Source organism: Metabacillus niabensis (genome assembly GCF_020524345.1).
Classification (GTDB): domain Bacteria; phylum Bacillota; class Bacilli; order Bacillales; family Bacillaceae; genus Metabacillus; species Metabacillus niabensis_B.
Genome location: NZ_JAIVLH010000022.1, coordinates 40,836 through 58,941, shown reverse-complemented (window position 1 = coordinate 58,941; position 18,106 = coordinate 40,836). Strand labels below are relative to the sequence as shown.

The 18,106-nt window shown below is 35.7% G+C and carries 17 protein-coding genes; 4 read left to right on the top strand and 13 right to left on the bottom strand.

The window, feature by feature from the left end; genetic code table 11:
• Window positions 1–276: 276 nt before the first annotated feature.
• Window positions 277–369, top strand: a complete 93-nt coding sequence (locus LC095_RS21020) for a YjcZ family sporulation protein (RefSeq protein WP_034333088.1) — start codon at window positions 277–279, stop codon at window positions 367–369.
• 120 nt (window positions 370–489) lie between these two features.
• On the opposite strand, the gene LC095_RS21015 is transcribed toward LC095_RS21020, so the two are convergent.
• The 6 genes from LC095_RS21015 to LC095_RS20990 all read right to left on the bottom strand — a co-directional run bounded on the left by LC095_RS21015 (window position 490) and on the right by LC095_RS20990 (window position 4,346).
• Complete coding sequence (locus LC095_RS21015; protein WP_226530031.1) at window positions 490–885, bottom strand: disulfide oxidoreductase; 396 nt, start codon at window positions 883–885, stop codon at window positions 490–492.
• Between the two features lie 8 nt (window positions 886–893).
• Window positions 894–1,574: a DsbA family protein gene (locus LC095_RS21010; protein ID WP_226530030.1), complete on the bottom strand. Its 681-nt coding sequence runs from the start codon at window positions 1,572–1,574 to the stop codon at window positions 894–896.
• Between the two features lie 9 nt (window positions 1,575–1,583).
• Complete coding sequence (locus LC095_RS21005; protein WP_026562190.1) at window positions 1,584–1,985, bottom strand: DoxX family protein; 402 nt, start codon at window positions 1,983–1,985, stop codon at window positions 1,584–1,586.
• Window positions 1,986–2,123: 138 nt separating this feature from the next.
• Window positions 2,124–2,978 (bottom strand): M56 family metallopeptidase, encoded by an 855-nt coding sequence (locus LC095_RS21000; RefSeq protein WP_226530029.1) that lies wholly within the window; start codon window positions 2,976–2,978, stop codon window positions 2,124–2,126.
• Window positions 2,975–3,394 carry a BlaI/MecI/CopY family transcriptional regulator gene (locus tag LC095_RS20995; protein ID WP_226530028.1) on the bottom strand — a complete coding sequence of 140 codons (420 nt, stop codon included), beginning with the start codon at window positions 3,392–3,394 and terminating at the stop codon, window positions 2,975–2,977. The genes LC095_RS21000 and LC095_RS20995 overlap by 4 nt, the downstream gene beginning before the upstream one ends.
• A gap of 259 nt (window positions 3,395–3,653) precedes the next feature.
• A complete protein-coding gene (locus LC095_RS20990; protein ID WP_226530067.1) occupies window positions 3,654–4,346 on the bottom strand; it encodes a TerC family protein in 693 nt (230 codons plus the stop codon).
• Between the two features lie 464 nt (window positions 4,347–4,810).
• Between LC095_RS20990 and LC095_RS20985 the strand changes: the two genes are divergently transcribed.
• Complete coding sequence (locus tag LC095_RS20985; RefSeq protein WP_226530027.1) at window positions 4,811–5,746, top strand: pectinesterase family protein; 936 nt, start codon at window positions 4,811–4,813, stop codon at window positions 5,744–5,746.
• 131 nt (window positions 5,747–5,877) lie between these two features.
• Complete coding sequence (locus LC095_RS20980) at window positions 5,878–6,663, top strand: alpha/beta hydrolase (protein WP_226530026.1); 786 nt, start codon at window positions 5,878–5,880, stop codon at window positions 6,661–6,663.
• A 51-nt stretch (window positions 6,664–6,714) separates the two neighbouring features.
• Here the strand turns inward: LC095_RS20980 and LC095_RS20975 are convergent, their stop codons facing one another.
• The 6 genes from LC095_RS20975 to LC095_RS20950 all read right to left on the bottom strand — a co-directional run bounded on the left by LC095_RS20975 (window position 6,715) and on the right by LC095_RS20950 (window position 14,034).
• Complete coding sequence (locus tag LC095_RS20975) at window positions 6,715–8,067, bottom strand: glycoside hydrolase family 28 protein (protein ID WP_226530025.1); 1,353 nt, start codon at window positions 8,065–8,067, stop codon at window positions 6,715–6,717.
• Window positions 8,068–8,084: 17 nt separating this feature from the next.
• A complete protein-coding gene (locus LC095_RS20970; protein ID WP_226530024.1) occupies window positions 8,085–9,200 on the bottom strand; it encodes a glycoside hydrolase family 105 protein in 1,116 nt (371 codons plus the stop codon).
• Between the two features lie 6 nt (window positions 9,201–9,206).
• Window positions 9,207–10,793 (bottom strand): glycoside hydrolase family 43 protein, encoded by a 1,587-nt coding sequence (locus tag LC095_RS20965; RefSeq protein WP_226530023.1) that lies wholly within the window; start codon window positions 10,791–10,793, stop codon window positions 9,207–9,209.
• An 89-nt stretch (window positions 10,794–10,882) separates the two neighbouring features.
• Window positions 10,883–12,394 carry an extracellular solute-binding protein gene (locus LC095_RS20960; RefSeq protein WP_226530022.1) on the bottom strand — a complete coding sequence of 504 codons (1,512 nt, stop codon included), beginning with the start codon at window positions 12,392–12,394 and terminating at the stop codon, window positions 10,883–10,885.
• Between the two features lie 111 nt (window positions 12,395–12,505).
• Window positions 12,506–13,129 carry a YesL family protein gene (locus tag LC095_RS20955; RefSeq protein WP_226530021.1) on the bottom strand — a complete coding sequence of 208 codons (624 nt, stop codon included), beginning with the start codon at window positions 13,127–13,129 and terminating at the stop codon, window positions 12,506–12,508.
• Between the two features lie 47 nt (window positions 13,130–13,176).
• Window positions 13,177–14,034, bottom strand: a complete 858-nt coding sequence (locus LC095_RS20950) for an ABC transporter permease (protein WP_319005829.1) — start codon at window positions 14,032–14,034, stop codon at window positions 13,177–13,179.
• A 429-nt stretch (window positions 14,035–14,463) separates the two neighbouring features.
• Here LC095_RS20950 and LC095_RS20945 point away from each other — a divergent pair, with 429 nt between their 5' ends.
• The gene (locus tag LC095_RS20945) at window positions 14,464–15,336 is read left to right on the top strand and encodes a carbohydrate ABC transporter permease (protein ID WP_226530020.1); all 873 of its coding nucleotides are present in this window, start codon (window positions 14,464–14,466) and stop codon (window positions 15,334–15,336) included.
• Between the two features lie 289 nt (window positions 15,337–15,625).
• Here LC095_RS20945 and LC095_RS20940 read toward each other — a convergent pair whose 3' ends face one another.
• Window positions 15,626–17,908: a helix-turn-helix domain-containing protein gene (locus LC095_RS20940; protein WP_226530019.1), complete on the bottom strand. Its 2,283-nt coding sequence runs from the start codon at window positions 17,906–17,908 to the stop codon at window positions 15,626–15,628.
• Window positions 17,909–18,106: the final 198 nt, after the last annotated feature.

The following is an 18,106-nucleotide window of genomic DNA, read 5'->3' as shown; positions in this document are numbered from 1 at the left end:
CATCACTTATACTGCTTTCATAATTAAAGCACTTTCATCACTACTATAACAATACTCTACGTCATTTGTTAATTTTCATTATCATAATCCTTTACAGTTGAGCTCTTAATATTCAATGGTACATACAAAAATCAGATTATATATTATTCTCCGAAAGTGTACTTAAACATATTTAGTACAAAATCATTACTTTTCTTATAACTCCATGTCTGTCCCTTTCAAACAAAACCCTTCATTCATAGAATACATTAACACTGAAGGAAAGGCGGTGATAGAATGGGTGGTTATAACGGTGGAAACAGCTTTGCTTTGATTGTCGTATTGTTCATCTTGTTAATTATTGTAGGTGCAGCATATATCGGCTACTAATTCTTTTCCTTCTTTTCATTACCTTCAATAGTTAGGAATCTTATGGGACATGAGATCCTCCTCAAAAAAGGTGAAGGTCTTCGCCATTCCTGCGGCGAAGACCTTCATCTTTAATTAATCCTATCTTCTTATGATAAGCATGTTAATTGTTATGAATGTAAAACTGATAAATGCCAAAAAAGGAATTGTTATAAGTCCCAGAACATTTATATATTCACCTGAACAAGGCATCCCACTTGAACACATCTCAAGTTTTTGCATAAACGGAAACTTCTGCAGAGTAAAATGATAGAATGATATAGCCATACCACTCACAGCTATTGGTAAAACATACTTATAGACAGTTCGTTCTCCATAATAAAACGCAACACCTAAAATAATCGTTAGTGGGTACATAAGAATTCGCTGGTACCAACATAAAGTACATGGTATATAATGAAGAACTTCACTAAAGAAAAGACTCCCCAACGTCGCAATAAGAGAGATAATCCATGAAAAAAGTAACCATTTATTCATTCGTACTCTTATTCCCCTTCTATAGCTTCTTCAACCATTTCCTTAAGATCTTCATAATTGTTTCCTTCGAATTTTTGACCATTCACATATAATGTAGGAGTTCCCGTTATACTTAAATTGTTTGCTTGCTTCATATCCTCATCCCATGCAGCTTCTGATTCTTTTTGATGAAAAGCAGAAACAACTTTGCCAGCTTCTTCTTCAGTAACAATTTCTTTTAATGTCTGTTCGAGAAATTCTTCTGTAAAAACATCCATTCTTTCATATTTTAGATCTTCTGGCTGCTTCTCGAAAAGTAAATGGTGAAATTCCCAAAATACGTCATTTCCCAACTCCTTGTAAACAGCCTCTGCAAATTTTGCTGATCGAATAGAATCAACGTTGATAAAAGAATAATTAACGAAGTAAAATTTAGCTTGACCATTTTCTACAAAGTCCTTCTGTATTTGCGGAACAAATTCTTCATGAAAATTTTTACAAATAGGACATTTATAATCTCCAAATTCTGCGATTTGAACAGGAGCATTGTCTTGACCAAGATATGGTTGATTTTCAACGTTTAGTGCCTCCACTGTTGTGCTAGAGGAACTTGATATAAAAATCAATGCAGCCATACATATAACTAGAATACTAACGATCCAAACGATTAATTTTTGTGGTTTACTCTCTCTTTTCTTATTAGAAACCATTGGTTCACCTTACTCTCTTCCTTTATTCCCTATCTTAGATTCCAAAGATAGAGATGACGCAGGATAAAAAACGAAGAAGATAGCCATTACAGCATAAGCCAAATCCAGTTCAAACCCTGATCCTTGACCATTTCCCATAAAACCTGAGGATAGTTTCACCTTTAATGTTGCAACCAACATGATGATAAAAAATAGTGCTGATATGTAACGTGTGCCAAACCCAACAATTAAAAGTAATCCTCCAACTAATTCAACAGCTGCAACTATATAAGCTGCAAAGCCCGGTAACCCGATACTATCAAACCAACTAGCTGTGTTACCAACACCACCTTGAAACTTTGCAAGTCCATGCATAAAAAAAGCAAAACCCAAATAAACCCGAAGAATGAATAAGCCTACTTCCAATCTCATTTTTAATCTCCTCTCACCATAACACTACGTATTGTAGTGTTTGTTTTTAAAAAAATATAGGGACAAATATACTCTCTCCCACCTACACTACCCATTGTAGTGCAGGTGAACTTTTAGGTCAAGCGTAAACATTGTAAACTAAACCATCATCATCAATAGCACCAAAAATGCAATCATATTAATAGAAACAATTATCGATATGAGCGGACATTTAACAGGTATTGTAGACTCAGGTTCTAATAGCTGTTTTATACGGTAATTTACCGATCCATCTGAAAATGGTACTAAAACTGGAGCAGAGCTTCGATTTTGGATATAGGATTTTATTAGTTTTATTAAAGCACTTCCAAGTCCAACCTCAGATCCCATACATTTAACCGCATATTCATCCGCAACCAGTTCAACCATTATTTTATAATTTTCATAACACCATTTTGCTATCGGAATGTACCACATAACCTCTGATATGAGTTGTAAAAGAAAGACTTTGAATGGATCATTGTATTTTTGATGCGCTGTTTCGTGGTGAATAACAGCCTCAAGCTCATTTTTGTCCAACAATTCGATAAGACTGGTTGAAATGATAATGATCGGTCGGATAAATCCTACTGTATAAGCAACAGGCTCTTGATTTTGGATCACATAAATATCTTTATTCCCGCGATTAAATAGGGTATTCACTTTTTCCGTTATAGAATGATTTAATTTTTCTTTCATTCTGTTCTTCATTTTAGAGTAAAAGAAAACCTGTTTTATAATTTTTATACATACCATGATAAAAGTCCATGCTATAAACGAGTTTACTAAAAATAAAACGAGATGATAAAGAATCGTATTCCCACTAAAGAGACTAATACAAAGCTGAAATACATTGTAATGAATAAATGTACCAAACACATGATGATATAAATACAACCCCATTTGGATAAAAAGAACGATTGCTAAGAAAAAACCTAATCCAAAAACCATTAAGGATTTATATCTCCAAGTCATTGTTTCTTTCCTTTCTTTAGTTGGTCAATTTTTTCTTCTAGTCGATTCAGTAATTGTTGATCGACTTCTGTAAGGGAATCCAACATGTGATTCACAACTAAACCGCCAAACTCATCTAATAAATTATCTGTTAATTTTTTCGATTGTTCCTCAATAAATTCTTCTTTCGTTTTAACCGGTTTAAAAAAGGAAGTTCTTCCTTCTAACCTTTTTTGAAGGATGCCCTTTTCCAGAAGACGATTCATCACCGTCATAACGGTATTAAAATTAATGGGTTTCTCTACCTCAAGCTGTTGTTGAACCTCTTTTATACTTTTCTCAGAGCCTTCCCAAAGAATATCCATAATTTTAGCTTCTAAAGGACCAAAAAAGCGATTTAACCCTACTTGATCGAATCGGAAGTTATTAATATTCATACTGATCTCACCTTTCATTACATATTGTAGTGTAATAGAATACATAAGACAAGAATTAAGAAAAGCGCAAGTGCCTTGATTAGCCCCGACAAGCATAAGACGAATAGGAATAGAAGGTGTTCTTTGCCTTCAATTCCTATTTGACTTATGACCTCGAGGGGCTAGGCGCTGGAGCTAGACACCTACACTAAGTATAAGATTTTATTATTTCTTACCTTATAAAAAGACCAACCCTTCAATAAGGTTGGCCATCTTAGGATTAATTTGAACCCGTTTTTAATAGAACGGTTTCTTCTTCTTGATTTTTCGCTGCTTTAGACTGAACATATTTAGCTGTGAGGATAACTGCGGCAATAACAAGGATTTCAAATCCATATTTCACAAATCCATTCTCAAACAGCCCACTTAAGAAGTGTTCACCGACAATCATTTTAGAAGCAGTCCATGCAAGTATACCCGCCCCAATTGTTATAATAATCGGGAAACGATCGATCCATTTCAATATGATTGTACTTCCCCACATAACCACAGGAACTGAAATTAATAGTCCGATTACTACTAATAGCATATTTCCGTGAGAGGCACCCGCTACTGCCAAGACATTATCGAGTCCCATTAATGCATCTGCTATGATAACTGTTCGAAGCGCTGCCCAAAAGTTATCCCCGGCTTTTACATCGTCATGATCATCATTATCAACAAGCAATTTGTATGCAATGTAGACTAGTAATAGTCCGCCAATAAGGTGAAGACCCGGGACCTCCAATAACCAAACAACAGCTAAAGTAGCCACGATACGAATAATAATTGCTCCTAAAGATCCCCATAAAATTACTTTCTTCTGTTGATGTTTTGGCAAGTTTCTTGCCGCTAATCCGATTAGGATGGCATTATCTCCGGCTAAAACTAAATCAATCACGATAATAGATAAAAGTGCAGTGAGAAATTCCATTTCCATTAAGATTACCTCCTATTTGCTAGATAATATCTTTTATAAATAGCTAATTATGCAAAATAAAAGAGACCTTTGCCGATTAGGCAAAGGTCTCGCTAAGCACAATGTATGCCAACAAAGCCGATGAACAATGTTCATGTAATGACGACTTTATTTCAGGATCATCCTGACGCTACTCCCCTTTACATTGGAAGTGTTCGCTATTTAATCTATCTTTCATTATACCTTATTTTATGGGCCAACGTCTATATATTTATCTCACTCTATAAAAACCACGATCTTTTCAGCATAATCATTATCTTATATTCGTTTCACCAGATCACTTATTTTCAAATGATTCCATCAAATTAAGAAAGGTTATAGATGTCCCCCCGAATATAAGCTATTGTAAAGTAGACAACACAAAAAAAGGATTCTTTATCTAGCAGCAAGTATATAAATTATAGGGGTGGAGTAAATACATGAGAAATATCGTGGTATGTAAAGAAGGTAATGGTGACTTCACAAGTATACAAGATGCAATTGATTCAGTACGGGTTCTTACACTTGAACCTGTCAGCATTTATATTAAAGCTGGAAAATATGAGGAAAATGTAGTCATTCCTGATAATAAGCCAGATATTCATTTAATAGGGGAAGATGTTGAAAAAACAATCATTAGTCATCATTTATATGCCGAAATGGTTGACTCTAAACAAAAGAAACTTGGAACATTTCGGACACCTGTTGTTTCTATACACGCTGATAACATTCAACTGGAAAATATCACAATTGAAAATACAGCAGGATATGGTAAGGAGATTGGGCAGGCGTTAGCTCTATATGTATCTGGCGATCGCGGTGTCTATCAACATGTTAGATTATTAGGTAACCAGGATACACTTTACTCAAGTCGGGGTCGGCAATATTTTTCAAATTGCTATATTGAAGGTCATGTTGATTTTATTTTCGGCTCTGGAACTGTTGTTTTTCAACACTGTGAAATTCATAGTTTACGTGATGGATACATAACAGCTTCTTCCGCACCAAAGGAATCAACATTCGGATTTATCTTTTTTGATTGTAAATTAACCGGTACTGCAGATGACAATTCTGTTTATCTTGGAAGACCTTGGCGCCCCTATGCACAAACCAGTTTTATTCGAACATGGATGGGATCACATATAAAACGCGAAGGATGGGATAACTGGAACGACAAAGAAAATGAAAAAACGTCCAGATACTATAAAGGAGAAAGCTTCGGTCCTGGTCGTGCAGATGAACATCGTGTGCATTGGGCAACAAGTTTATCAGATAGTGACATTGAGGATTTAACGCTTGAAAAAATATTCGAGAGTTCAGACAACTGGGTTCCAAAAGAAATGCGCAAGCGCCTTGATCATCCCCGACAGGCATAAGACGTTCAGGAATAGAAGAAGACGTTTTTTGTCTTCAATTCCTGAGTGGCTTATGACCCCGAGGGGCAGGCGTTGGAGCTGGACACCAAAACTAAGTTTAAAAAATGATAAGGTTTAAGGAGGTTTATTTCATGACAAATTTATTATGGACTCAAAATGCACCATTTCTTAGTTCTGAAGATGATTTCATTCCAACAATTACTCCGTACCTAATCAATCGTAAAGAAAAACATGGAGCGGTCATTATTTTTCCAGGTGGAGGTTATCAAGGTCGTGCACATCATGAAGGAGAGCCAGTCGCAAAATGGTTAAACACTTTTGGTATCTCTGCATTTGTATTAAACTACCGTGTTTCACCTTCGAGACATCCAGCTCCATTAGCGGATGCTCAGCGTGCTATTCGCTATGTTCGACATCATGCAGAAGAATGGTCCATTGATAAACAAAAAATTGGGATATTAGGCTTTTCAGCAGGTGGACATCTAGCATCAACTGCTTCAACCCAGTTTTTAGAAGGATGCTACGAATCTAGTGATCGTATTGATGAGGTAAGCTGCAGGCCGAATATTGCCATTGTCTGTTATCCTGTTATATCCTTTACACACTATTATCATGAAGGCTCTGTTCAAAATTTACTGGGAAATAACTCATCAGAGCAACTGCGTCTTTCATTATCCAATGAAAACAATGTTACCGATGATACACCACCCACTTTTCTCTGGCACACAGCTGATGATGGTGCAGTTCCTGTTGAAAATAGTTTACTCTATGCACAATCATTAAGTAAAAATAATGTCCCCTTTGAAATGCATATCTTTCCCAATGGACGTCATGGTTTAGGACTTGCTGAAGAAGACCCTGTAGTGGGAAAATGGACAAGTTTATGTGGAAATTGGTTAAAACAACAAGGATTTTAATATGACAAACTTAAAAAGACTTTGTCCTGTCAGGAACAAAGTCTTTTTTGGCTAAGAGGAAGTTACATTTTTCAACTCAATCATAGAATTTTCTGAGCTTGTTTTTTGTTTGCATTGATTAAATTCAATGTCTTCACCATTTTCCACATAAAATGCAGGTCCTTCATGGTTACTAATTGTTACTCTATGAAAACTAACACCTTTGACGTTTCCGCAGAAGAAGCCGCGTTGTTTCATCGGCTTTAATTCGGACATCATGGCAGGCATACCTGGTTCTGCATCTTCAGCCAAATCGACAGTGACATGATCAAATGTCACATCTTCCACATACATCTCAGGCAGTCCGTATAAAAATCCTGCCGCCGCACTTACTTCTCTTGCCGTTATATTTGAGAAATGTATTCTTCTAAAAACAGGAGTTTCATCCGTTACAGGATATGGATTTTTATCCCATACATATTTTTCTTTACCACGTGGTCCACAGAAATAATAGAGGTTTGCAATAAACGGACAAATCACTCCATTCATTATAATATTACTAACTCGAATGTCTTCTACAACACCACCACGGCCACGTCTTGATTTCAAACGAATCCCTCGGTCTGTTCCCTCGAATATACAATTACTTACTGTTACATTTCGAATATCACCGCTCATCTCACTTCCAAGGACAACCCCGCCATGTCCATGGATCATCGTGCAGTTTGTAATTGTAATATTTTCGCATGCTACACGTTTTTCGGTGTCCTCTGTTCCCGCTTTAATTGCAATACAATCATCACCAACATCAATATGGCAATCTGATATTCTAACATTTCGGCATGATTCCGGGTCAATGCCATCAGTATTAGGTGAATGACTCGGATTTACAATTGTTAGATTATGAATTGTCACATCTTCACAGCATATGGGATTAACCGTCCAGCTAGGAGACTGAATCATCTTTACTCCTGAAATTAATATATGTTTGCAAGAATCAAAGCTTACTAGCTTTGGACGCGGGTATTTATTTTCCTTTTTTCTAAAAAGATCCCACCAAAAGGCACCATTCCCATCCAATGTCCCATATCCTGTTACAGATATGTTTTCACTATTTTCAGAATAAATACATGATGCATATACATCCTTTTTAACTCCTTCCCACCTTGAGTGGACAACTGGATACTCATTTATATCAGTACTAAATAGTAGAGTAGATCCAGCCTCTAAATATAGATTCATATTACTTTTTAATATAATAGCACCTGTTAGAAATCGACCTGAAGGGACATACACCGTTCCTCCTCCAGCATCCTCACATGCCTGAATAGCCGCGGCAATCATTTTTGTATTAACTGTCTTCCCATCCCCTACCGCACCATATTGTGTAACATCATGCAGACTGGTTGTACTTGTTGGAATCATTTTTCTCTCTCCTTTCTCTATTGAATGCTTTCCATTTCTGCGGCTGCTAAAATAAAAGCTCCAATTCCTTTTAAGTCATTTGTTATAATCGGCTCACTAATATAGTATTCAAATGTTCCATCTCGTTTATCTGGCCCACCCAGTCCGGCTACCTGGCAGTTTTTATTTAAATTAACCAAACCTTCACTTGTTTCTGTAATAAACTCGTTTATAATCCCTTCATAAACCTGATGGGCTAACTCTTCCCATTCTTTTGTTAGATACCCTTGCTTTACTCCCTTTGCAATGGCATATAAAATCATGCATGAAGCTGAAGCCTCAAGATAATTCCCCTTTCGATCCCCCTTATCAAGGACCTGATACCAAACTCCTGATTCTTTGTCTTGCACATTTTTAAGGGCAAGTAAAACATCTGTCAGTAAGACCAGTAATGCACCTCGGTCTTTATGATTCACAGGAAGGAATGTGAGTGTATCAACTAGTCCCATTACAAACCATCCCATTGATCTTCCCCAGAAGTTCTTTGAATGGCCTGTTACTGGGTTGCACCATGACTGTATTCTTTTCTCATCAAAGGCGTGAAAAAGAAGACCTGTCTCATGATCTTTTGTATTTTTCGCACAAAGTAAAAATTGCTTTGTTATATCATCAAATTCCTCTATTTGTCCAAACTCCTTTACATACTCAGCGTAAAATGGGGAGCCCATATAAAGACCGTCGAGCCAAATTTGATGAGGATACACTTTCTTATGCCAAAAAACTCCCTCAGACGTACGGGGATGATATTGCAACTGTTTTCTTAACAGGTCGATTGCCTTTTTGTATTTCGTTTCTCCCGTTTCTTTGAACAAAGTAAGTAAAACCTTTCCATTGTTTATGTGATCAATATTAAAGTGTTCAATATTGTATGCCCGGATATCACCTTCTTCATGGACAAAAGCATCCATGTTTTTTTTCATATAATTAAAATACTTCTGATCACCTGTTTTCCTCCAGACAAGCTCTGTCCCTTTTAGCACAACACCGTAGTCATACGACCACTTATCATTTTGAACACCTTCACACAAAAGCGGTCTTCGGACAATAACAGAGTCGATCATTCTTTGTGACCAATTAAGTGTTTTTGTTTCCATCTTTATTCAACCTTCTTCCTGATTGTTTTCCTTATAACTAAAATAATGAAAATCAGCATGTATGTTTGCCCCCAAAAGATCCTGTACACACACCCCAACAAAGTTCCCTGTAAATCCGTTCCCCTCATCTGAAAGGTGGGCAATACTGATTGGAATGTCAATTCTTTCCCAATCATTAGCATCAGACTTATAAAAGAATGTTGCTACCTCATCATGTAGAATTGCTTTGAGTTTGCAGCTCTTCGCGTCGTTTATAGGAACCCAGAGATCTAACTGTTCAAACTCTCCCCACACACATCTCATGATATTGAGACATTTCCCTTTTTCTTCATCATGTGAAAGATAGAAATAAACATAATTATCAGTATTGTAATAAAGAACCAGACCTGCCATCTGCAGAAATGTTTCTGGATCAAATTCAATGTCTGTTTCCACTTCACATGAGAAATGCTGCTGTCGTCTTGCAATTAAATGCTGGTCATTCAGGGAGTGAAGAGATTCTCCTCCCTTTAATCGCAGGCATCCTTTTCGTTCCTTTAATGAGCACCAGGATTCATCAGGAGCTTTGCGGATGGTATTCCACGTTATATGTAATGATTCATGTTGAAAATCATCATATTCATTTTGATCATGTGGAAAAGGATGTTGAGGAAGATTAGGTGCGATGACTTCTACTTGTGCTTCATTTCCTCCGTTTTCAAGTCGAAGCCATCCATCTTCTGTCCATTTCACACGCTGAATAGCAGTTTCCCGACCTAAAATGGAGTATTTCCCTTTCACAGGTCTGCTGCATAAGTGGGCCATAAACCATTCACCCGTTTGTGTACAAACTAAACTACCATGTCCGGCCTTTTGCAATGGTAAATGTTCGTCATGTGCAGAAGTTAACATTGGATTTTGCGGATCAACCTCATATGGACCGGTCAGTTCTTTAGATCTTGCAACAGTGACAGCATGTGTTTTACCTGTGCCACCTTCAGCAGTTAGTAAATAGTAATAACCATTCTGTTTATAAATATGGGGAGCTTCTGTTTTCCTAAGATACGTCCCATTAAATATTTTATAAATTGGACCGATCAATTTTTTATCCTCCAGAGAATACTCCTGCATCACAATCCCTGCAGATTTATTTCTGCCATCAATTCGATAATCCCACTCAACATTCAAAAACCATTTCCGACCATCCTCATCATGAAATAAAGATGGATCAAAGCTTCCACTGTTTAAAAGGATAGGCGCTGACCAAGGACCCAAGATATCGGTTGCTGTAATCAAGTAATTATGTGCATCCTTAAATGGATACTTACTTCTTTTTACGTCCGTGTAAACCAAATAAAATACACCATCGTGATGACTTAAAGCAGGGGCCCAAATACTGCATGAATCCGGATTGCCGGTAAAGTTTTGATCCCCATTCAAAATATTGGTTAAGTGCCCCCAGTTTTGTAGATCTTTAGAATGATAGACTGGCACTCCCGGATACCATTCAAATGTTGAAGTAACGATATAGTAGTTTTCCTCCACCCGAACTATACATGGGTCAGGATTAAATCCCGTCAAGACCGGATTCTTTATATTCGACCTTTTCTTCATAAAAAAGCTCCTTTCTTAATGAAACGTATTCAGAAAAGAAGATTCTTTCCCCATTAGGGAGAAAGAATCTTACCTTTACCAATTCATCATCAACCTTGTGCTTTCTTATAAGCCTCTTCATATTCTTTTGCCATTGCATCTCCACCGGATTTCTTCCACTTATCAACTGCCTCATCAAAGGCCTTTTCATCAATTTCACCCATGATGTATTTGATTGTTGCATCCACAATTATTTTCTCTAATTCCGTTCCGCGTTCATTTGCTGTTTCTGAATCAAGCGGTACAGTAGGATCGAGTACGGCAAACTCGGCATTTTCTTTAATTAGCTCATTAACTAGTTGTTTAGAAGGGTCTGCGTCGACAAGTGAGTGAGTAATCTCACTTGGTCTTGAGCTGGAAAATGGTTGTACGTCTTTTTGCCATAAATCGTTGTCTAAAATAGTAAACGAGCCATTGCTATCAGTTTCATAGTGAGTTCCTTCAATACCGCCTGTCATCATCATAAACACTTCTTCATCAATTAAATCATTAATAAATTGCAGTAAGCGCTTTAACTCAGCCTCTGTTTTCACTTCTGATTTAGGGAACGCCATTAATCCCCCTACACCGCTATTTTCCGACCAGATATGATTTCCACCATCAGGGCTTTCAATTTTGTTTACTGGTACAATCTCCATCTCATCTTGAATACCCTCTGCCATTGTTTTTAAGTTCTTTATATCAACCATACCTGTATAAATTCCCGCTTTACCTTGTGCAAATTTTTGTTGTTGATCTGTTTTAGCTGTTACGGCGAAATCCTGGTCCAAATAGCCATTCTTATATAAATCTCTCGAATAATTCATTGTATCTTTATATGCTTGTGTCTCAAATTCCGGTGTAAATGTCCCGTCTTCTTCAACTTGCCATCCGTTTGGTGCTCCAAAGTAGGAGCTTAATGTTTTGAAACTGCTGTATCTAAGATCACTTCGATCACTGAAAGCGACTGTATCATCTTTTCCATTACCATCCGGATCATCCTCTGTAAATGCTCTTGCAACTTCAAATAATTCATCCAATGTTTTTGGAACTTCAAGTCCTAAATTATCTAACCAATCCTTACGAAGCAAAAGTCCGGAACGTGCTAAATCTTTTTGAAATGGTACTCCATATAATTTTCCATCGATGGATGCAGCTGTTCGAATGTCTTCAGATATTAGTTTCAAATTATCGTAATCATCCAAGTACTTTTCTACATCCCAAAACATACCGGTTTTTAAAGATTGCCTTACAGAAGAATTGGTCATCATTGTTAAAGAAACAATGTCAGATAATTCTCCGGAGGCGAGTGCAGCTGTAATTCTTTCTTCTTTAGATGCATCAGGTACCCAATTAAAATTGATCGTCGAATTTGTCGCTTCTTCTATCTCTTTTAACACGACATCTGTTGGTGGAGAAGCTGTATGCAGGATTGCTGTCCAATTCACTTCAACCTTTGATTCTGGATCATATTTTTCTGTATCTCCGCTTGCTTGTTCATTATTATTTGAACAAGCAGCAAGAAGAATTTGTGATGCTACTAATACATTTACCCCAATTATTTTGGCTAGCTTCTTTTTCATCTTCCATTTTCCCCTTTCTGACTTTGAGCTTTTTATTTTTCTTTTTTTGATTATGCATGATATATCCCCGTACACTATGCTTGTTTTCTTATCCACCCCCTTAAAATTGTCTTAAGATTGACTCTCGCTTTCTAAGAGCACAGCCTGATTTTCAACTTTTATAAATACTTGGTTTGCCATCCACATAATGACGTAATTCCCAATACTAAACCCAAAGAACACGAGCGCACCCGAATTCATAAAGAAAACAAAATAAATGAACGCCAATGAAAGAAGCATGATCAATGTATACTGTAAATATGAAATCCCAAATAAGACAGAGCACTTGATTTTAACAATGGTGCTTTTCCAGTCATAGTGGGCCATAATGGGAAACACATAACAAAGTGAGACAACATAGATAAAGCTGACAAAGATCACTAAAGCACGCAAGTAAAAAGACTGAACATACAAAAGATCAACATATAAAATCCAGCCGATGACAAGATAAATCATGCCAATAACAGACGCCTCTTTAAAGGAAGAGCGATAGGCCTTCCAGAATGTCAAAAAAATGGGAATATCACTATTTCCTCGAATCCACTGCCTTATGACGGTATACAGTGCTAATGTGGCTGGACCGATTCCTGCTAGAACAAGGCCCAGCAATGTAAATACGATCCATAAGATATTGAGATATACCAGCTGTAAAATACGGATACATATGTCATTTAACCGCTCAGCCATTTTATCCATTATTCACACTCCTTTCTACCTAATGATACCGTTATCAATTCCTTCCATTAGTAAAGACCGTCCTCCCCAAATTTCTTCGCTAATTTATTTGCGCCAATAACAAGGATTAGTCCCACAAGGCCTTTAAATAAACCAACCGCTGTACTATAGCTTAATTGGCCATTTTTAAGTCCAGCCGTATAGACATACGTATCAAAGATTTCCATTGATTCTCTATTAAGCGAGTTTAAAAGAAGGTAAACATGCTCAAAACCTAAGTCTAATGTTTGACCAATTTTTAAGATTAATAGAATAATGATAACCGGACGAATTGCAGGCAATGTAACATGCCAGATTTGACGAAGACGATTGGCGCCATCCATTTTTGCAGCCTCATATAATTGTGGGTCAACAGCTGTCACGGCCGCCAAATAAATGATGGTTGACCAGCCCATTTCTTTCCAGATAATTTGCAGGATGTAAATCGTCCTTGTCCATGCACCATCTGTTAAGAAATCCATTTTTTCGCCGCCTGCTTTAGCAATCAATTCATTAATAACTCCCCCATCTACTGTTAAGAAGACGTAAGAAATCGATACAATAATAACCCAGGACATAAAATGCGGGATATATATAACAGTTTGAATTGTGCTTTTGAAGATTTTCCCTCTTACTTCATTTAACATTAATGCCAATATGATAGGAATCGGGAAAAAGACAAATAAATTTAATGCAAATAAAAACAATGTGTTTGTTAACAACATAAAGAAGGTTGGTTCTGTAAATAATCGAATAAAATGTTTAAAACCGGCCCAAGGACTTCCTGAAATCCCTAAAAACGGCTGGTAATCCTGAAAGGCGATGATCAGTCCACCCATTGGTACATACTTAAAAATAAGGAAATACAATAGACCTGGCAATATCATAAAATACAAATATTTATTCCTGCCTATACTTGCAATATTCTTTCTTCTGATTTCCCGCTTGATTGCTTTCTTATCTGGAACAGTTTGCACGCTATGCTGATCTTTTATAGGAATCATTGTTTCCCTCACTCAGAAATCCTCCCTCAATTTTTCTCCGTAAATGTTGGTACTATTCAAAATTAATCTATTTCATAGCGTAACGTCTACAATCATTCGGTCAGAAACCATTCTCCAACACCATTTGTAAACGCTTTCTGTTATCGATATGATCTATTGAGTACTTTTAACCGGCCATGATTATTCTTCGTAAGATCCATAATCATGGCATGAAATAACTACTGTGGAAATGATTATAGACATGCTTATTTTTCCGTTGCTATATTGGAAGTAGAAATATAGATAAATATAAATTGAAATGGAGGGTTTCGATTGAAACATGAAAGTTCATTAAGCAATCGTATTTTTAATTTCCTTAACTATACGGTCCTGCTGCTAATTGGGTTAGCTTGTTTTCTCCCATTTGTAAACGTTATCTCAAGTTCCTTCGCAACAACACAGGAGGTTGTTGAAAAAACATTTATTCTTTTTCCAACAACTTTTACTTTGGATGCTTACCACTATATTTTTTCTACACCTACGATTTTTAGAAGCTTTGCCGTCTCAATTGGTGTAACAGGTGTTGGTACATTCGTTAGTATGGTGTTAACTGCTTTCATGGCTTACGGATTATCGAGGAAGTACCTATATGGAAGGAAAGGGATCAACTTTATCGTAGTCTTTACCATGCTTTTTAGCGGAGGGATGATCCCTACCTATCTTGTCGTAAGAAATTTAGGCCTTATTGATACGTATTGGGCACTAATTTTGCCAGTCGCAATTAGTGCCTTTAACTTAATTATTATGAGGAATTTTTTCCAAGCCATTCCAGACAGCTTGGAAGAATCAGCAAAGGTTGACGGATACAACGATATTATGATTTTTTTCAAAATTATTCTGCCGTTATCTCTGCCTTCAATCGCAACAATTTCATTATTTTACGCAGTGTCATATTGGAATGAATATACAAATGCGATTCTTTACTTAAATGATTCAGGTAAATGGCCTATTCAGGTGTTACTTCGTCAAATTGTTATCGTATCAAGCGGCATGCAAGCAGATAATTCTGCTGTTGATATCGTTCCACCGGCACAAACAATCAAAATGGCCGTTATCGCAGTTGCAACAATCCCAATGCTAATCGTCTACCCATTCCTGCAAAAATACTTTGTAAAAGGTGCCTTTGTAGGATCTGTGAAGGCTTAATAAGGTTAAAAAGAAACTATCCTTATGTGAAAAGAAAACAATATAAAAAAAATAAAGGCTACTATTATTTGATATTTTCAAAATAGTAGCCTTTATTATAAATAATTTTGTTTTATTCTAATTCTTTGCAGAAGACAATGAAACAGCCTGTTCTAAAAGCTTTACAATAGAATATTATGGAGCACTTTACACAGCAAAAACATCCCCTTTAATGTTCAAATTACATATTATATAAAGGGGATGTTTCATATTACTCTATTAATTTTAATGAAACAAAAAGAAACTTTCATCAACTTTTCTTATAAACCAATGTCTCACCACAATGCAATTCCCTATATTTCCCCGGTGTTATTCCTTCATATTTACGGAAGGATCGGATAAAATTTTGTGAATTATTATATTGCAGCTTTTCCGAGATTTTCTTTACTGACATATCTGTTTCTTTCAGCCATTTTTTCGCCATATCATATCGATACAATGCAAGATATTCACTAAACGATTGATTGAACTCCTTTTTAAAAATACTGCTTAAATAATTTTTATTATAATGAAGACGGGCTGCTATATTTTCTAAAGAAAGCTCTGTATCAAATTCATTTTGAATAATATGAACAATTTTATCTGAGATCGTTTTATATTGATAATCAGTACGTTCAGTAATCGCATTGATCATAGGATACACGATTTTATGTTTTACAAACATTTCAATTTCTTCGGAAGTTTTCATTTCCGAAATGGCATTATACAATGTTTTATGATCCTCAATAATTAACGTGTCCATACCCAACACATGCATAAAACTAACTAAATCATTGATAAACCGCATAATATTAACTTCAAGTTCATGAGGATTATGATTATTTTTAAACAAGTCTGCAAGCAGTTGATGTAACGTTTCTTTTGCCTTTTTGTTTTCTCCTAATTTAATTGAATCGAATAACTGATTTTCCAGAATTTTAGGGAAATATGTCTTAATTTCATTGCTATTAAAAATAGCTGAAACACTTTCATAAAAAATAATCGATTCTTTACCAACCTTTAAGCGGTACTTAAGGGCTTCAATTCCTTGTTGAAGTGCAAGTTTACTGTCTCCTAAATCTTTAAATGGGCTACTTATTCCTACACTAACTGTCAAGTTAAAAATCTCTTTCACCACTTTTTGAATTCTTTCCATATAATTGTTTATGACTAAAATATGCTGATCTGTATCCTCGTTTTGGCAAAGTAAAATGGTTGCTTGCGTCCTTGAATCAATAACAGCAGGTGATAACTGCTCATCCTTACTAATAATGTCAGAAACGAGCTGATTGATGGAAAATAAGAGGACATCTTTGTCCTTTCTTGAATAATTATTGTTTTCAAGATGATCAAATTGAATAGCAAGAACATACAAACTTTTCCATTTTTGCTGGAACTTAAAATCCTGCAGTTGCTCCTGAATTTCCTGTTCATTCATTCGTCCGTGAAAAAGATTTAACATAAATAATGTTTTTAATTGTTCATGCTGGCTTGTAATTACATTTTCAAGGGATTGATTTTTATTTATCACTTCACGAATTGATCTGCCTATAAGTTCAAATTCATCTTTATAATCATTTTTTTGCATTTTCGGAATGAATTTCTGTAGTTCACGAATGGGCTTAGAAAAATAGTCGGAGCTAACATAACCTATAATTATTGTCACTGATAGCATAAAAACACTCATCAAAACTGTTCCAATAATAGTTGGTTTCATTGCCTCAGTAAACTCTGAATCCTTTATTTTTGTAACATATAACCATCCATTATACCCAGATTTTGAATAAACCAATTTATATTGGTCTTTTTGTTGTGAATCAACAGGATAGATCCCAGCTTGTCCTTGGTGGTGATTTACTAAATCAGAAATAATATTATGCTTAATTTCTTTTTCCTGAGGTTCTGCATCATTTTGATAGATTAATATTCCATCTTGATTATAAATATAGACAGGATTTGATTCAGCCTGATTATAGATTAGACTTGATAATGACTTTAATGGGATATGTACAATGAGAACGCCGTTTTTTGTTGACTGATAATAGGGGGTTTGTTTGATAAGCTTAATCTCATTTTCCACATTTTCTTCCTTCAACCATGTAGAGGGATGTGGAAGTGACATATAATTTGATACAATGTGATCCATTTCTGTTTTAGTAACTGATTTTAATCCGTATTGATTTATCTTCCAGTTTCCTTGTAAGCTAACTAATTCTATGGTTGTTTGACTTGGTCCAAATGATGAAATGTAGTTTAATTGTTTATCAATTGCTTGATAAATATCAAAATTCTTTACCGTTAAAGGTTCTTTAATATATTGCTTAAATGAGGAATCATGAACATAGGAATTAAGTGAATAATCTAAAGTTTGCATTTTTTGTTCAAGCGTATTCATGATTTGAACAACATTTTCCTGCTTCTCCAAAATAATCTTCTCTTCAAATGAAGCCTTGGTAAAAAAATACGCAAAACCATTAAATAAGATCACAACTAGAGTACCTGCTAAAACAAAAGGTAAAAAAATGCGATAAAAATATTTTGGTTTTTGTTTCAACATTCATCACCTCTTCCCTGCCAATAAAACGCTTACATTAGTTATCATTATATGATTCCACTAAATTTAATGTCAATATGCTGTTACTCTCTTATACTGCCATTTTCACAATTAAATTCCTCCTTTATTGATCTTTCGTTTGATAACACTTACAACTAAACCTACTTTATTTTTAATAAGATCGCTATAATCATTACA

Bases quoted from the DNA above. Each gene is read 5' to 3' on its own strand.
- LC095_RS20955 (WP_226530021.1), bottom strand. From the start codon at position 13,129: ATGGATAAAATGGCTGAGCGGTTAAATGACATATGTATCCGTATTTTA.
- LC095_RS21005 (WP_026562190.1), bottom strand. From the start codon at position 1,985: ATGAGATTGGAAGTAGGCTTATTCATTCTTCGGGTTTATTTGGGTTTT.
- LC095_RS21015 (WP_226530031.1), bottom strand. From the start codon at position 885: ATGAATAAATGGTTACTTTTTTCATGGATTATCTCTCTTATTGCGACG.
- LC095_RS20960 (WP_226530022.1), bottom strand. From the start codon at position 12,394: ATGAAAAAGAAGCTAGCCAAAATAATTGGGGTAAATGTATTAGTAGCA.
- LC095_RS20990 (WP_226530067.1), bottom strand. From the start codon at position 4,346: ATGGAATTTCTCACTGCACTTTTATCTATTATCGTGATTGATTTAGTT.
- LC095_RS20995 (WP_226530028.1), bottom strand. From the start codon at position 3,394: ATGAATATTAATAACTTCCGATTCGATCAAGTAGGGTTAAATCGCTTT.
- LC095_RS20950 (WP_319005829.1), bottom strand. From the start codon at position 14,034: ATGATATTGCCAGGTCTATTGTATTTCCTTATTTTTAAGTATGTACCA.
- LC095_RS20985 (WP_226530027.1), top strand. From the start codon at position 4,811: ATGAGAAATATCGTGGTATGTAAAGAAGGTAATGGTGACTTCACAAGT.
- LC095_RS21020 (WP_034333088.1), top strand. From the start codon at position 277: ATGGGTGGTTATAACGGTGGAAACAGCTTTGCTTTGATTGTCGTATTG.
- LC095_RS20975 (WP_226530025.1), bottom strand. From the start codon at position 8,067: ATGATTCCAACAAGTACAACCAGTCTGCATGATGTTACACAATATGGT.
- LC095_RS21000 (WP_226530029.1), bottom strand. From the start codon at position 2,978: ATGACTTGGAGATATAAATCCTTAATGGTTTTTGGATTAGGTTTTTTC.
- LC095_RS20980 (WP_226530026.1), top strand. From the start codon at position 5,878: ATGACAAATTTATTATGGACTCAAAATGCACCATTTCTTAGTTCTGAA.
- LC095_RS20970 (WP_226530024.1), bottom strand. From the start codon at position 9,200: ATGGAAACAAAAACACTTAATTGGTCACAAAGAATGATCGACTCTGTT.
- LC095_RS20965 (WP_226530023.1), bottom strand. From the start codon at position 10,793: ATGAAGAAAAGGTCGAATATAAAGAATCCGGTCTTGACGGGATTTAAT.
- LC095_RS21010 (WP_226530030.1), bottom strand. From the start codon at position 1,574: ATGGTTTCTAATAAGAAAAGAGAGAGTAAACCACAAAAATTAATCGTT.